Source organism: Arthrobacter sp. NicSoilB8 (assembly GCF_019977355.1).
Classification (GTDB): Bacteria; Actinomycetota; Actinomycetes; order Actinomycetales; family Micrococcaceae; genus Arthrobacter.
Genome location: NZ_AP024655.1, coordinates 1,680,924 through 1,696,212 on the forward strand (window position 1 = coordinate 1,680,924; position 15,289 = coordinate 1,696,212).

Annotated in this window: 8 protein-coding genes, 3 rRNA genes and 1 pseudogene; 10 read left to right on the forward strand and 2 right to left on the reverse strand. The window is 63.1% G+C overall.

What is annotated here, in order from left to right; all coding sequences use genetic code 11:
* Nucleotides 1-156 precede the first annotated feature (156 nt).
* From tyrS to rrf, 4 genes are all read left to right on the forward strand, one after another.
* On the forward strand, nucleotides 157-1,470 hold the full coding sequence (gene tyrS / locus LDO15_RS07530) for a tyrosine--tRNA ligase (RefSeq protein ID WP_223985542.1): 1,314 nt from the start codon (nucleotides 157-159) through the stop codon (nucleotides 1,468-1,470).
* A gap of 500 nt (nucleotides 1,471-1,970) precedes the next feature.
* Nucleotides 1,971-3,497 (forward strand): 16S ribosomal RNA (locus LDO15_RS07535).
* Between the two features lie 539 nt (nucleotides 3,498-4,036).
* A 23S ribosomal RNA gene (locus LDO15_RS07540) occupies nucleotides 4,037-7,181 on the forward strand.
* 217 nt (nucleotides 7,182-7,398) lie between these two features.
* Nucleotides 7,399-7,515 (forward strand): 5S ribosomal RNA (rrf, locus tag LDO15_RS07545).
* The 16S, 23S and 5S rRNA genes sit together here, the layout of an rRNA operon.
* Nucleotides 7,516-7,910: 395 nt before the next feature.
* Here the strand turns inward: rrf and LDO15_RS07550 are convergent.
* Nucleotides 7,911-8,492: a dihydrofolate reductase family protein gene (locus tag LDO15_RS07550; RefSeq protein WP_223985545.1), complete on the reverse strand. Its 582-nt coding sequence runs from the start codon at nucleotides 8,490-8,492 to the stop codon at nucleotides 7,911-7,913.
* A 66-nt stretch (nucleotides 8,493-8,558) separates the two neighbouring features.
* Nucleotides 8,559-8,897 (reverse strand): hypothetical protein, encoded by a 339-nt coding sequence (locus tag LDO15_RS07555; RefSeq protein WP_223987710.1) that lies wholly within the window; start codon nucleotides 8,895-8,897, stop codon nucleotides 8,559-8,561.
* Between the two features lie 575 nt (nucleotides 8,898-9,472).
* Here LDO15_RS07555 and LDO15_RS07565 point away from each other — a divergent pair.
* The 6 genes and pseudogenes from LDO15_RS07565 to LDO15_RS07590 all read left to right on the forward strand — a co-directional run.
* Nucleotides 9,473-9,658: pseudogene (locus LDO15_RS07565) on the forward strand (ISL3 family transposase); the annotation flags it as partial.
* Nucleotides 9,659-10,003: 345 nt separating this feature from the next.
* A complete protein-coding gene (locus LDO15_RS07570) occupies nucleotides 10,004-11,995 on the forward strand; it encodes a hypothetical protein (RefSeq protein WP_223985548.1) in 1,992 nt (663 codons plus the stop codon).
* Nucleotides 11,996-11,999: 4 nt separating this feature from the next.
* Nucleotides 12,000-12,989 carry an HAD-IIA family hydrolase gene (locus tag LDO15_RS07575; protein WP_223985551.1) on the forward strand — a complete coding sequence of 330 codons (990 nt, stop codon included), beginning with the start codon at nucleotides 12,000-12,002 and terminating at the stop codon, nucleotides 12,987-12,989.
* Nucleotides 12,990-12,998: 9 nt separating this feature from the next.
* A complete protein-coding gene (locus LDO15_RS07580) occupies nucleotides 12,999-13,430 on the forward strand; it encodes a hypothetical protein (protein ID WP_223985555.1) in 432 nt (143 codons plus the stop codon).
* Nucleotides 13,427-14,239 (forward strand): TlyA family RNA methyltransferase, encoded by an 813-nt coding sequence (locus tag LDO15_RS07585; RefSeq protein WP_223985557.1) that lies wholly within the window; start codon nucleotides 13,427-13,429, stop codon nucleotides 14,237-14,239. Before LDO15_RS07580 ends, LDO15_RS07585 begins: the two co-directional genes overlap by 4 nt.
* Nucleotides 14,240-14,261: 22 nt before the next feature.
* Nucleotides 14,262-15,287: an NAD kinase gene (locus tag LDO15_RS07590; protein ID WP_223985559.1), complete on the forward strand. Its 1,026-nt coding sequence runs from the start codon at nucleotides 14,262-14,264 to the stop codon at nucleotides 15,285-15,287.
* Nucleotides 15,288-15,289 lie beyond the last annotated feature (2 nt).

The window sequence follows — 15,289 nt, forward strand, 5'->3', positions numbered from 1 at the left end:
CGGCTGTCCCGCGGCTGGGTGCCGCGTCGCTTCTGTGGTGCGGCGCTTCTGGGGTGCGGGGCTGGTGCGGCGCTGGTGCTGTGCGGCCCTGCCGCACAGCGGCCGGCCTGGCGTCACCTGCGCTGCGCACGTGTTGATCCTGCTAACTTAGATTCCGTGTCCCAGCTAAATATTCTCGATGCCCAGCAGAACGACCCCAGCTTCGCCAACGTCTGGCAGGAGCTGAAATGGCGCGGCCTTGTCCACGTCTCCACGGACGAGGCGGAGCTTGAAAAGCTTCTCGCCGGCGACCCCGTGACGTATTACTGCGGCTTCGATCCGACCGCGCCGAGCCTGCACCTGGGCAATCTGGTCCAGCTCTTGCTCATGCGCAGGATCCAGCTGGCCGGCCACAAGCCGCTCGGGCTGGTGGGCGGTTCCACGGGCCTGATCGGTGATCCGCGCCCGACGGCGGAGCGCACGCTCAACACCAAGGACACCGTCTCGGAGTGGGTGGGCTACCTCCAGGCCCAGGTCCGCCGCTTCCTGAGCTTCGAGGGCGATAACGCCGCCCGGATGGTCAATAACCTGGACTGGACGGCTCCCCTGAGCGCTATCGACTTCCTGCGCGACATCGGCAAGCACTTCCGCGTCGGCACCATGCTGCGCAAGGACGCCGTTGCCTCCCGCCTTGGCTCCGACGAAGGTATCAGCTACACCGAGTTCAGCTACCAGATCCTGCAGGGCATGGACTACCTGCAGCTGTTCCGTGATTACGGGTGCATGCTGCAGACCGGCGGGTCGGACCAGTGGGGCAACCTCACCAGCGGCACTGAACTGATCCGGAAGGTCGAAGGCAAGCACGTCCACGCCCTGGGAACCCCTCTTATCACCAACTCTGACGGCACCAAGTTCGGCAAAAGCGAGGGCAACGCGATCTGGCTGGATCCGGCAATGTGCAGCCCGTACGCCTTCTACCAGTTCTGGCTCAACACGGCGGACGCCGACGTCGCGGCCCGCCTCAAAGTGTTCACGTTCCTCAGCCGGGCCGAGATCGAGGCTCTGGAACTGGCTGTCGCCGAAAGGCCGTTCGCACGCGAAGGCCAGCGGAAACTGGCGTACGAGGTAACTTCGCTGGTTCACGGCGTGGATGCCACAGAAAAAGTGATTGCGGCATCGGCCGCCGTTTTCGGCAATGGTGATCTGTCTGTGCTGGACGAAGCAACCTTGAAGGCCGCGACCTCCGAGTTGCCGTCAGCTACGGTCGAAGCCGGCGCCCTGGGCATCATCGAACTGCTGGTCGCCTCGGGACTGTCCGAGAGCAAGTCCGCAGCCCGCCGCACGGTCGGGGAAGGCGGGGCTTACGTCAACAATGCGAAGGTTTCCGATCCCGACGCCGTTATTGCGGCCAGCCAGCTGCTGCATGGCCGCTACCTGCTCCTGCGCCGGGGCAAGAAGAACCTGGCAACGGTGGAAGTAGCCGGCGTCTAATCGGCTGCTCCAACGCACGCTGCACGCTCCTCCCCGGCCGATTTGCACGGCGGGGGAGGAGCGTGTATTGTTTTCTGAGTCGCCGCCACTGAGTGGTGACAAACCCCCACAAATGACAAGCAATTCTTCATGCGCTAGGCGCAGATAATGAAAATTGCTTCAATTCTGCTGGGCGGATTCACTCCACAGAGTGAAATTCGGATGAAAATCGTGAATTTGCAAAGTGGAAATGAATGAAATAAGATGTAAACATCGCAGCGAAGAAAAACGAAATAAAGAATTCATGGAAATGAATTGTTTCGGCAAGTATTCGAATGTGTCTGTTGTTTGAGAACTCAATAGTGTGCCAAGTTTGTTGATACCAATTTATTGTATTGAATTGGTTGAATGTGCCAGGTTGCGCCACCCCGTGGTGTGGTCTGGTGTTTTTGGCTGGTTTCAAATTTTGTGCATTGTGTGTTTCCCGTTTTCCCGGGGGCGCATGGTGTGTCTGTTTTTCTTCAACGGAGAGTTTGATCCTGGCTCAGGATGAACGCTGGCGGCGTGCTTAACACATGCAAGTCGAACGATGATCCGGTGCTTGCACCGGGGATTAGTGGCGAACGGGTGAGTAACACGTGAGTAACCTGCCCTTAACTCTGGGATAAGCCTGGGAAACTGGGTCTAATACCGGATATGACTCCTCATCGCATGGTGGGGGGTGGAAAGCTTTATTGTGGTTTTGGATGGACTCGCGGCCTATCAGCTTGTTGGTGAGGTAATGGCTCACCAAGGCGACGACGGGTAGCCGGCCTGAGAGGGTGACCGGCCACACTGGGACTGAGACACGGCCCAGACTCCTACGGGAGGCAGCAGTGGGGAATATTGCACAATGGGCGCAAGCCTGATGCAGCGACGCCGCGTGAGGGATGACGGCCTTCGGGTTGTAAACCTCTTTCAGTAGGGAAGAAGCGAAAGTGACGGTACCTGCAGAAGAAGCGCCGGCTAACTACGTGCCAGCAGCCGCGGTAATACGTAGGGCGCAAGCGTTATCCGGAATTATTGGGCGTAAAGAGCTCGTAGGCGGTTTGTCGCGTCTGCCGTGAAAGTCCGGGGCTCAACTCCGGATCTGCGGTGGGTACGGGCAGACTAGAGTGATGTAGGGGAGACTGGAATTCCTGGTGTAGCGGTGAAATGCGCAGATATCAGGAGGAACACCGATGGCGAAGGCAGGTCTCTGGGCATTAACTGACGCTGAGGAGCGAAAGCATGGGGAGCGAACAGGATTAGATACCCTGGTAGTCCATGCCGTAAACGTTGGGCACTAGGTGTGGGGGACATTCCACGTTTTCCGCGCCGTAGCTAACGCATTAAGTGCCCCGCCTGGGGAGTACGGCCGCAAGGCTAAAACTCAAAGGAATTGACGGGGGCCCGCACAAGCGGCGGAGCATGCGGATTAATTCGATGCAACGCGAAGAACCTTACCAAGGCTTGACATGGGCCGGACCGGGCTGGAAACAGTCCTTCCCCTTTGGGGCCGGTTCACAGGTGGTGCATGGTTGTCGTCAGCTCGTGTCGTGAGATGTTGGGTTAAGTCCCGCAACGAGCGCAACCCTCGTTCCATGTTGCCAGCGCGTAATGGCGGGGACTCATGGGAGACTGCCGGGGTCAACTCGGAGGAAGGTGGGGACGACGTCAAATCATCATGCCCCTTATGTCTTGGGCTTCACGCATGCTACAATGGCCGGTACAAAGGGTTGCGATACTGTGAGGTGGAGCTAATCCCAAAAAGCCGGTCTCAGTTCGGATTGGGGTCTGCAACTCGACCCCATGAAGTCGGAGTCGCTAGTAATCGCAGATCAGCAACGCTGCGGTGAATACGTTCCCGGGCCTTGTACACACCGCCCGTCAAGTCACGAAAGTTGGTAACACCCGAAGCCGGTGGCCTAACCCCTTGTGGGAGGGAGCTGTCGAAGGTGGGACTGGCGATTGGGACTAAGTCGTAACAAGGTAGCCGTACCGGAAGGTGCGGCTGGATCACCTCCTTTCTAAGGAGCGCCTACAGTCACCTTGCCCCGTGTATGCGGGTGTGGAGGGGTTGTCAGGAGTACGCCCGTTGCGCAGACGCTAGTTCTGCGGCGGGTGCTCACGGGTGGAATATCAGCAAATAGCGGCCGCCGGTTCTTCGCCGGCACCCAGTACGGACACTCACCCCTCGGGGCGGGAGGTCCTGGAACGGTGCGGGTGGGGTGATCAGCGGTTTAGTGTTTGGCACACTGTTGGGTCCTGAGGCAACAGGACCACGGCCTGGCCGCGTAACCCTTTTTTGTGGGGTGCGTGGCCGGGGTGTGGGTTTGGTTTGTTTCTGGTTTCCTGGCTGCATCGAGCATGCACTGTTTGGCCCCTGTGGGGGTTGGGTGTGTGGGGTGTGTGGTACGGGGTTGTTGTTTGAGAACTACATAGTGGACGCGAGCATCTTTTATAAGAAGCAATTTCCAAGAATATGAACCTGGATCTGTCCTTGCATCCTTTGGGGTGTGGGGGTGGTTTCTGTGGTTCTCTCGAAAATTACTCCTTGATCTTTTGTGGTCAAGTTTTTAAGAGCACACGGTGGATGCCTTGGCATTAGGAGCCGAAGAAGGACGTAGGAATCTGCGATAAGCCTGGGGGAGTCGATAACCGGACTGTGATCCCAGGGTGTCCGAATGGGGAAACCCCGCCAGGGGCGCGAGCTGCCTGGTGACCCGCATCTGAACACATAGGGTGCGTGGAGGGAACGCGGGGAAGTGAAACATCTCAGTACCCGCAGGAAGAGAAAACAATAGTGATTCCGTTAGTAGTGGCGAGCGAACGCGGATCAGGCTAAACCGTTCCATGTGTGATAGCCGGCGGGCGTTGCATGGTCGGGGTTGTGGGACTGTCCGTTCCAGCTCTGCCGGGCTGGTGAGGTGAGAGTGCAGGCATAGGTGAACGGTCTTGAAAGGCCGGCCGTAGAGGGTGTGAGCCCCGTAACCGAAATGTTGTGCACCGCCTGGAGAGTATCCCAAGTAGCACGGGGCCCGAGAAATCCCGTGCGAATCTGTCAGGACCACCTGATAAGCCTAAATACTCCCTAATGACCGATAGCGGACCAGTACCGTGAGGGAAAGGTGAAAAGTACCCCGGGAGGGGAGTGAAACAGTACCTGAAACCGTGTGCTTACAATCCGTCGGAGCCATCGCAGCTTGCTGTGTTGTGGTGACGGCGTGCCTTTTGAAGAATGAGCCTGCGAGTTAGTGTTACGTCGCGAGGTTAACCCGTGTGGGGAAGCCGTAGCGAAAGCGAGTCTGAATAGGGCGTTGCAGTGGCGTGATCTAGACCCGAAGCGAAGTGATCTACCCATGGCCAGGTTGAAGCGACGGTAAGACGTCGTGGAGGACCGAACCCACTTCAGTTGAAAATGGAGGGGATGAGCTGTGGGTAGGGGTGAAAGGCCAATCAAACTTCGTGATAGCTGGTTCTCCCCGAAATGCATTTAGGTGCAGCGTTGCGTGTTTCTTACCGGAGGTAGAGCTACTGGATGGCTAATGGGCCCTACAAGGTTACTGACGTCAGCCAAACTCCGAATGCCGGTAAGTGAGAGCGCAGCAGTGAGACTGTGGGGGATAAGCTTCATAGTCGAGAGGGAAACAGCCCAGACCACCAACTAAGGCCCCTAAGCGTGTGCTAAGTGGGAAAGGATGTGGAGTTGCGAAGACAACCAGGAGGTTGGCTTAGAAGCAGCCATCCTTAAAAGAGTGCGTAATAGCTCACTGGTCAAGTGATTCCGCGCCGACAATGTAGCGGGGCTCAAGTACACCGCCGAAGTTGTGGATTTCAGATAGTAGCCAAGCCGCTCCCTTGTGGGGTTGGTTCAGGCGTCTGGAGTGGTAGGGGAGCGTCGTGTGGGCGGTGAAGTCGCGGTGTAAACCAGCGGTGGAGCCTACACGAGTGAGAATGCAGGCATGAGTAGCGAAAGACGGGTGAGAAACCCGTCCGCCGAATGATCAAGGGTTCCAGGGTCAAGCTAATCTGCCCTGGGTAAGTCGGGACCTAAGGCGAGGCCGACAGGCGTAGTCGATGGACAACGGGTTGATATTCCCGTACCGGCGAAAAACCGCCCATGCTGAACAGGGGATACTAACCGCCCGAAACCTGCCTGACCGTCCTTCGGGGCGGAAGGGTTTTGGTGGAGCGCGGGACCTGATCCTGGGAGGCAAGCGTATTAACAGGTGTGACGCAGGAAGGTAGCCGAGCCGGGCGATGGTTGTCCCGGTCTAAGGATGTAGGGCGAACGGTAGGCAAATCCGCCGTTCATGATGCCTGAGATCTGACGGGACCCCCGTAGGGGGGATTCGGTGATCCTATGCTGCCGAGAAAAGCATCGACGCGAGGTTTTAGCCGCCCGTACCCCAAACCGACACAGGTGATCAGGTAGAGAATACTAAGGCGATCGAGAGAATTATGGTTAAGGAACTCGGCAAAATGCCCCCGTAACTTCGGGAGAAGGGGGGCCCCAACCTTGAACACCACTTGCTGGTGGGAGGGGATCGGGGCCGCAGAGACCAGGGGGAAGCGACTGTTTACTAAAAACACAGGTCCGTGCGAAGTCGCAAGACGATGTATACGGACTGACTCCTGCCCGGTGCTGGAAGGTTAAGAGGACCGGTTAGCCGCAAGGCGAAGCTGAGAATTTAAGCCCCAGTAAACGGCGGTGGTAACTATAACCATCCTAAGGTAGCGAAATTCCTTGTCGGGTAAGTTCCGACCTGCACGAATGGAGTAACGACTTCCCCGCTGTCTCAACCATAAACTCGGCGAAATTGCAGTACGAGTAAAGATGCTCGTTACGCGCAGCAGGACGGAAAGACCCCGAGACCTTTACTATAGTTTGGTATTGGTGTTCGGAGTGGCTTGTGTAGGATAGGTGGGAGACGTTGAAGCCCGGACGCCAGTTCGGGTGGAGTCATCGTTGAAATACCACTCTGGTCACTTTGGACATCTAACTTCGGCCCGTAATCCGGGTCAGGGACAGTGCCTGATGGGTAGTTTAACTGGGGCGGTTGCCTCCTAAAAAGTAACGGAGGCGCCCAAAGGTTCCCTCAGCCTGGTTGGCAATCAGGTGTCGAGTGTAAGTGCACAAGGGAGCTTGACTGTGAGAGAGACATCTCGAGCAGGGACGAAAGTCGGGACTAGTGATCCGGCGGTACATTGTGGAATGGCCGTCGCTCAACGGATAAAAGGTACCTCGGGGATAACAGGCTGATCTTGCCCAAGAGTCCATATCGACGGCATGGTTTGGCACCTCGATGTCGGCTCGTCGCATCCTGGGGCTGGAGTAGGTCCCAAGGGTTGGGCTGTTCGCCCATTAAAGCGGTACGCGAGCTGGGTTTAGAACGTCGTGAGACAGTTCGGTCCCTATCCGCTGCGCGCGCAGGAAATTTGAGAAGGGCTGTCCTTAGTACGAGAGGACCGGGACGGACGAACCTCTGGTGTGTCAGTTGTACTGCCAAGTGCACCGCTGATTAGCTACGTTCGGATGGGATAACCGCTGAAAGCATCTAAGCGGGAAGCTCGCTTCGAGATGAGATTTCCATACACCTTGTGTGTGAGAGGCCCCCAGCCAGACCACTGGGTTGATAGGCCGGATGTGGAAGCGAGGACTAACGACTCGTGAAGCTGACCGGTACTAATAGGCCGATAACTTACACCACACACCCCTCCCGCGAACCCGTTTCAAAAGGGGTTCGCACCACGGGAGAGGGTACAAAGAAACAAGACTGCTTGCGTCCACTATGTGGTTCCCAACCAACAAACCCGTTGCTTGAGAACCAACAACTAAATAACACCACAACTGCACAACATGCAGCGTGTTGTAACCACAAGATTTCCCCGCCACACCCCCAGGGTGGAAGGCGGCGGAGCAAGGGTTACGGCGGTCATAGCGTGGGGGAAACGCCCGGTCCCATTCCGAACCCGGAAGCTAAGACCCACAGCGCCGATGGTACTGCACCCGGGAGGGTGTGGGAGAGTAGGTCACCGCCGGAACATCATTAAGGTCGAGGACCCCCAACCACGTTGGGGGTCCTCCCTCATTTAAAACCCCAACCCATCATGCGGCCGTCCCCCGGCCCTTCGCGGTTCGTGGTGAATTGACCTGCTGAACGGTGTTCACGCTCCGACTCTCTCGGCGCCGGTGAGCAGAATACGGGATCGGTAGTTGCGCTCATTGCTAACCGTCGACTAGGTGCTCGAGCGGCGCCGGCGGCCGGCACCAACGCCGGCAGACCAGGTGCTCGACGCGCTGCGCGACGTCTACGACACCCGCCCCAAGTGCGGCACGTACACCGGCGGGCAGCCGCACGGGTGCTAGGCCAGCGGGCGAAGGCCCGATCTCGTGTCACCGTACGCAGCAGACTTCTTCGCGTACCCGCTCAGATCGGTCAACGGCGCACCCGATAGCGCAGGTGAAGCACCCGGTTGCCCTGAATCACCACGTCAGGATCCTCCAACAGGTGCTGCGCGTGGACCGACCCGAAGAAGCGCTTGCCGGACCCGAACACGATGGGTACGACGTCCATGCGCACCTCGTCGACCAGGCCCGCGGCAAGCACCTGGCCACCGACGTCGCCAGCAGCGACCTCGACCACGCGGTCACCCGCAAGCTCCTGCGCCTTGGCCACGGCTGCCTCGACGCCATCGACGAAGTGAAACGGCGCCTCGGCGTCCCAGCCCTCAGGCTCCGGCCGGTGCGTCACGACGACCACGTGGTCGACCCCGCCCGGAGGCTTCCCGTCCCAGCCGTCCGTCATGTCGAAGACGTGGCGGCCGACGACGGTCGCCCCGATCTGGTCCCAGTACGGCCGGGTGTAGTCGTAGGACGTCTGCGACACCTTCAGCTCGCCGCTCTCGTCCAACGGCACGTCACCGCTGGACAACCAGTCGAACAGGGGTCCTGGCTGGTCGTTCTCGTCCGCGATGAAGCCGTCCACCGACACCGAGCTGTACATGACCACCTTGCCCATGAGGCTCTCCTTTGCTTTGGGTTGCCCCCAGATTAGCGTGTCGTGAGCTGTCGCTCTTGAAGGAAATCAATCGGCCGGCAGCAGCCAGCTGTCCAGCACGTGGCCGGGATGTTCTCGCAGGAACTGCCGCCGGTCCTCGCCATACCAAATCGGCGTGAGCCCGCTGAACGCCCGGAACTCGTGGCCGAAGTGGGCCTGGTCGAAGTGGGCCTGGTCGAAGTAGCCTGCGCCACCGGCGGGGTCGCCCCAGCCGATCGGTCCGGCGGGGTTGATCGCGAACACGGTGGCGGCGAAGCGGTAGGTGCGGGCCCGCCGCTTCGGCGCGACGCCGATGAGCTCCTTGAACCGCTGTGCCAGATGAGTGCTGCAGACGCCGGCTGCCACGCTCAGGTCGCCGATCGCCACCGCCCGTGGCCGCCACGATGACACCGCTCGCGGCGAGGAACCGCAGCAGCGCCGCAGTCCGCTTCACGCGCCCGACCTCCCGGAACGCCTTGTAGATCTGGTTCTTGCGCGAGTTCGACGACAATCGGCGCATCAGCGTCACCGAAGACACTTTGCATTCTGAAGAGCCTTAAACCCCCAGCCCCAGTCCGGCTCACCGAACCCGGCCCCGCACACGCCCCAGGGAGCACAGGCGCTTAACACCCGACGAGTCCTAAAACCTCGAACCCACCCCGCCTATACGCTGCTTCACGCCCTGAATTATGGGCGCGCCACCCACGACCGACCCTGGCTGAGGTTTCCGTCGTCAGCTGGCCGAGTCGTACTGGAACTGCCGGACCTCTTGCGAGCACCGGCAAGTGACGGCGATCTTCGCGGCCCTCTGCTCCGACGGTGCTATCCGTCGGCTCTTCTCTGCAACACCGCTCTGGTGCCCAGCCCAATTATGGCTCTGGCGCCCGACATGTGGTCAAGACCGAGCGTCGCGACCGACCCCCACGACCGTTTTCGCCTGTCCTGATCTCACCACGCTCTGTCTGATCGACGAACTGGGTCTGCAGGTCACTGGGCAGGCGGCTCGAGTCCGATCGCGCGGTGCTGGTGTGTCAGGTCGTTGAGCCCGGGATTCAATCGGCTGGTCGTGTCGACGTTGCGGGCTCGGGGGCATGGCGCGGGACACGGTGACCCGGGGGTTGGTGCACGAGCCGCCGGCCTGGCGTCCCCGTTATGTAGTGCAGCGGACGCCCGGATCCGAGGGCTGCATCCCCTGGTCCGGCGGTCGCGGTCAATGGCCTAGCGTCCGGGATGCGTTCCGGGGGAGGGTCTATGGGTGGCATCGGTGCGGCGCCCGCCGGTCCCGGACACATCTGCGGCGCGCGTGTTGTGAGTCTTGCCACCGCGGGGCCTCCTGGGGGTGATGCCGTTAGTCGGTGAGGGGTTGCTCGCCTAGAATTGGGGGAGATGTACGGACTTCGAAGCGCTTGATTTCGGGTTGCGTAGGAAACGAAACACGGAACAGAGCGGCTGCGATTGCGCCAGTGGTCAGCTCGCAACAGGAGGAATCCAGCATGGCTGAGCACAACGACGGAAACCGCGGCGGCAAAGCCCGCGACAACACTGGCGGAGCCCCTTACCGTGGCACGAGTAACTCGGGCGGCGATCCTCGTGGGTTCCGCGCCAGGGATGACAAGCCGTATGGTGAGCGAAAGCCCTATGGTGATCGTGCTCCGCGTGAGGGTGGCGAGCAGCGCGGCTATGGCGGCGGTGACCGTAAGCCTTACAGCGGCGGCGGTGAGCGAAAGCCGTATGGTGATCGTGCTCCGCGTGAGGGTGGCGAGCAGCGCGGCTATGGCGGCGGTGACCGTAAGCCTTACAGCGGCGGCGGTGAGCGAAAGCCGTATGGTGATCGTGCTCCGCGTGAAGGTGGAGCGGGCCGCAGCTTCGGCGGCGGCGACCGTAAGCCGTATGCCGGTGGCGGTGAGCGAAAGCCCTATGGTGATCGTGCTCCGCGTGAAGGTGGAGCGGGCCGCAGCTTCGGCGGCGGCGACCGTAAGCCGTATGCCGGTGGCGGTGAGCGCAAGCCGTATAGTGATCGTGCTCCGCGCGAGGGGGATCAGCGCGGTTTCGGCGGCGGTGACCGTAAGCCTTACAGCGGTGGCGGTGAGCGCAAGCCGTATAGTGATCGTGCTCCGCGCGAGGGGGATCAGCGCGGTTTCGGCGGCGGTGACCGTAAGCCTTACAGCGGCGGCGGTGACCGCAAGCCTTACAGCGGCGGCGGTGGGCGCAAGCCGTATGGCGACCGTGCCCCGCGTGAAGGTGGAGCGGGCCGCAGTTTCAGCGGCGGTGACCGCAAGCCGTACGCTGGCGGCGAGAACCGCAAGCCGTTCGGCAGCCGCGAGGAGCGTCCGGCGCGGAGCTTCGACCGCGGCGAGTCGGGACCTCGCCAGTTCGGTCGCGACCGCCCCGAGGATCGTCCCGTGCGCGTGCCGAACGCGCGCGATCTCCGCAGCGCCAACCGTCCTGACCGTGAGCGTTCACCTCAGATCGACGAGGACGTCACGGGCAAGGAACTTGACCGCGCCACGCAGCACCAGATCAAGACCCTCGAGGCCACCAGCGCCGAATGGGTGGCACGCCACCTGGTCATGGCGGGACGGCTCCTGGACGAAGAACCGGAGCTGGCCTTCCAGCATGCCCTGGCAGCCAGCCGCCGCGGCGGACGTCTCGCGTCCGTCCGTGAAGCTGTCGGCCTGACGGCCTACGCGGCCGGTCACTATGGTGAAGCCCTCAGGGAATTCCGCACTTACCGCCGGATCAGCGGCTCCAACATGCACCTTCCGGTCATGGCCGACTGCGAGCGGGGCCTGGGCCGCCCGGATCGTGCCCTGGACATGGCCCGATCCGAAGAAGCCAAGGACCTCGATGCCCCGGGCAAGGTGGAATTGGCCATCGTCGCCGCCGGCGCCCGCACCGACCTCGGACAACTCGATGCCGCGGTGTCCGAGCTGGAGATCCCGCAACTGGACATCAACCGTGCCTTTTCCTACAGCCCCCGGTTGTTCCGTGCGTACGCTGACGCGCTCACGGCGGCCGGCCGGGCAGCCGAAGCGGCCAAGTGGCAGCGGCAGGCAGTCGTAGCCGAAAACGCTTTGGGCCTGGGCGAGGAAGAGGAACCGGACATCATCGACCTCGGCTGGGACGAGGAAGAAGAAGCCCGCGAGGAGGAACGGCAGCGCCGGGCCCGCGCCCAGGAGACCCAGGAAGCCCAAGAGACTGCAGGCACGCACGCCGGGACCGATGAGCGCGCCCCGCGTGCCGCCAGTGCTGCGGCTGTGGCGGAAGTCACTGGCGCCGCGGTAGCGGAGACCGGCTTGAACCCGGTCGAGGGAGGCGCTGACGACGCCGAGGGGGACTACTTCGAGTCCGACGACGCCGAGTCCGACCAGGATTCCGTGGAGGCCGACGTCCTCGATGAAGCCGACGAGGAATCGGACTCTGACGCGGATCAGGAACTCGTCGACGACTCGGAGCCGTCTCAGCGCGAACGTGTGGAGGACTAGTCGCATGACCGAAACGGCACTGATCTCCACCTTCGACGCCCTCCTCTCCGACCTCGACGGCGTCGTCTACGCCGGCCCGCACGCGATCCCCGGGGCCGTGGAGTCGCTGCGCCGGCTCGCCGGCGTCGGCGTCGGGCTGGGATACGTCACCAATAACGCATCCCGCTCTCCCGCGCAGGTGGCGCAACACCTGCGCGAGCTCGGCGCCCCCGCCGAGGACCACCAGGTGGTCAGCTCCTCGCAGGCGGCGGCTGCCCTGCTGGGCTCGCTGCTGCCGTCCGGGGCGCACGTGCTCATCACGGGCAGTGCCGCGCTGGCCCAGGAGATTGAACTGGTCGGCCTGGTTCCCGTCCGCAGCGCGGAGGATAACCCCGTTGCCGTTGTGCAGGGCTTCAGCCCGGACCTCGGGTGGAAGGACCTCGCCGAGGCGTCGTACGTCGTCGCCGGCGGTGCCCTGTGGGTGGCGACCAACGCGGACATGTCCATTCCCCAGGCGCGCGGCATCGCCCCTGGCAACGGGACCCTGGTGGCTGCCGTGGCGGCAGCCACCGGCAAGACCCCGCTGGTGGCCGGCAAGCCGGAGGCGCCGCTGTTCCACACCGCCGCCAAGCGGCTGGACTCGGACCGGCCGCTCGTCGTCGGCGACCGCCTGGACACCGACATCCTGGGCGGCAACAACGCCGGGTTCGCCACCGTGGCTGTACTGACGGGCGTCGACACCAGGGAATCGATCCTCGCCGCACGGTCCATGGAGCGTCCCGATTTCCTCATCAACGACCTCACCGGCCTGTACGCGCCGTACCCCGCCGTCGAGCACGACGCCGGGCGCTTCCGCAGCGGCACCGCCTCGGCGATCGTACGCGGTCAGTCCGTCCACATCTGCGGCGACCCCGCGGATCTGGACTCATGGCGTGCCGCCTGCTCGGCCTGGTGGGCCGCGAACCCCGAGACGACCAGTGCGCTGGCTCCGGTCCTCGAGTGGCTCGATCACTAGACTGGAAACATGACCGAGCTAAACCAGGAGCCCGACCCTGCGCTAACCGAGGCGTTGGACCATGCAGCGGGGCCCGGAGCGCAGCCGGAGCGGGCTGAGGCTGCGGAAGCCTCGCCCGCGGCCGACGTCGCCTGGCCCGCCCTGCCGTCGCAACGTTCCGCGGCGGGTCACAGGCCGCGCGCGGATCAGACCCCGGATCACGAGGCGCCAGATTACGAGGCTCAGGGGCACGAACCAGAGGGAGCCGAGGCGCCCGCCCAGGACCCGGCCGTCAGCGCCGTGCTGGACCGCCTCGCGGCCGTGCGGCTAACGCCCGTGTCCGGGCACGGCGAACTCTATGCGGACATGCACGATTCCCTGCTGGAGGCCCTGAATGAGGACGTGGCGTCCCGCACCGGCGTGGCGCACCGCATCCATGCCGCGAGGGACGGGGGATCGTGAGCCGGCTGGACCAGGCACTCGTCAGCCGCGGGCTCGCGAGATCCCGCACCCATGCCGCCCGCCTGATTTCCGAGGGCAAGGTGAGCTCCGGAGGCGAGGTCCTCGCCAAGGCATCCCTGCAGATTCCGGATGCCGCTGTGCTGGACGTCGCCGCCTCTGCCGAGGACGGCTACGTCAGCCGCGCAGGGCACAAGCTGGCCGGCGCGCTGGACGCGTTCCCCGCCGTCGACGTCGCGGGCAAACGGTGCCTCGATGCCGGCGCCTCGACCGGCGGGTTCACCGATGTGCTGCTCCGGCGCGGAGCCGCCCATGTGGTGGCCGTGGACGTCGGGCACGACCAGCTGGTCCCGGAAATCCGGCATGACCCCCGGGTCTCGGTCCACGAGGGACTCAACGTGCGGTACATGACGCCCGCGGAGATCGGCGGACCGGCCGCGCTGACCGTGGCGGACCTGTCCTTCATCTCACTGACCCTCGTGGTGGCGCCCCTCGCGGCGTGCACCGAACCCGGCGGCGACCTTGTCCTCATGGTCAAGCCGCAGTTCGAGATCGGCAAGGACCGGCTCGGCCGGACCGGCGTCGTCACCTCGGAGCGGGAACGCCGGCTTGCCGTGGGCAAGGTGGCTGCCGCGGCGGTGGACGCGGGCCTGGTCCTGATGGGCCTCGCCCAAAGCCCGCTGCCGGGCCAGGACGGCAATGTCGAGTACTTTCTGTGGATAGAACGCGCGATGTCGGAAGTCCCGCCTAAGATCGAGGAGCGGGACGCAGCCGTGGCTGCGTTGCTCGGAACAATCTGGCCGAACCACTAGTACCACCAGAAGGCGGAACCCGATGAGCAGGCGTGTCCTCATCCTTGCCCACACAGGGCGCGAGGAGTCCCTCAAGGCTGCCTGGGAGGCGTGCGCCCTGCTGCATGAATCCGGCCTGGTCCCCGTGCTGCAGGAGAACGAGCTTGGGGATATGGTGCGCTTCTTCGGCCGGCTCGACCACCCTGTCGAGGTCCTTCACGACCACGTGAAGCTGCCTGAGGTGGAACTCGTCATGGTGCTGGGCGGGGACGGCACCATCCTCCGGGCCGCCGAGCTCGTCCGGGAAGTCGACGTGCCGCTGCTCGGCGTGAACCTTGGCCACGTCGGGTTCCTGGCCGAGAGCGAGCGGGCCGACCTCGCCCAGACCGTCGAGTGGATCGCCAGCCGTGAGTACACGGTGGAGGAACGGATGACCATCGACGTCCAGGTCTGGGTCCGCGGGCAGAAGATCTGGCACACCTGGGCCCTCAACGAGGCCGCGATCGAAAAGGGCAATCGGGAACGGATGCTTGAAGTGGTCACCGAAGTCGACGAACGCCCCCTGACCTCCTTCGGTTGCGACGGCGTGGTTCTCGCCACCCCCACGGGCTCCACGGCGTACGCTTTTTCCGCCGGCGGCCCCGTGGTGTGGCCCGAGGTGGAGGCGCTGCTGATCGTGCCCATCAGCGCCCATGCCCTCTTCGCGAAGCCGCTCGTGGTCTCGCCCCGGTCCAGGCTCGCCGTCGAGATCCTGAACCGGACCGATGCCCAGGGCGTCCTGTGGTGCGACGGCCGCCGCTCCGTGGACCTGCCACCCGGCGCGCGCGTCGAAGTAACCCGCTCCGCCACGCCCGTGCGGCTTGCCAGGACGCACCAGACCCCCTTCTCCGGCCGGTTGGTGCGCAAATTCGAACTCCCCATCCAGGGCTGGCGCGGCCCGATGCCGCAGGCCGAGGCCATCCACACCGGACCCGTCCCGATCATCCGCACCCCCCGTCCCATGCCGCCGCTGCCCTCGCCGCGCCACGCCGGACCCGGCGACGCCCCCGATCCAACGACTGCGAAGTGAAT

Coding starts and splice junctions, on each gene's coding strand:
- LDO15_RS07550 (WP_223985545.1), bottom strand. CDS start 8,492: ATGGGCAAGGTGGTCATGTACAGCTCGGTGTCGGTGGACGGCTTCATC.
- LDO15_RS07570 (WP_223985548.1), top strand. CDS start 10,004: ATGGCTGAGCACAACGACGGAAACCGCGGCGGCAAAGCCCGCGACAAC.
- LDO15_RS07575 (WP_223985551.1), top strand. CDS start 12,000: ATGACCGAAACGGCACTGATCTCCACCTTCGACGCCCTCCTCTCCGAC.
- LDO15_RS07580 (WP_223985555.1), top strand. CDS start 12,999: ATGACCGAGCTAAACCAGGAGCCCGACCCTGCGCTAACCGAGGCGTTG.
- LDO15_RS07590 (WP_223985559.1), top strand. CDS start 14,262: ATGAGCAGGCGTGTCCTCATCCTTGCCCACACAGGGCGCGAGGAGTCC.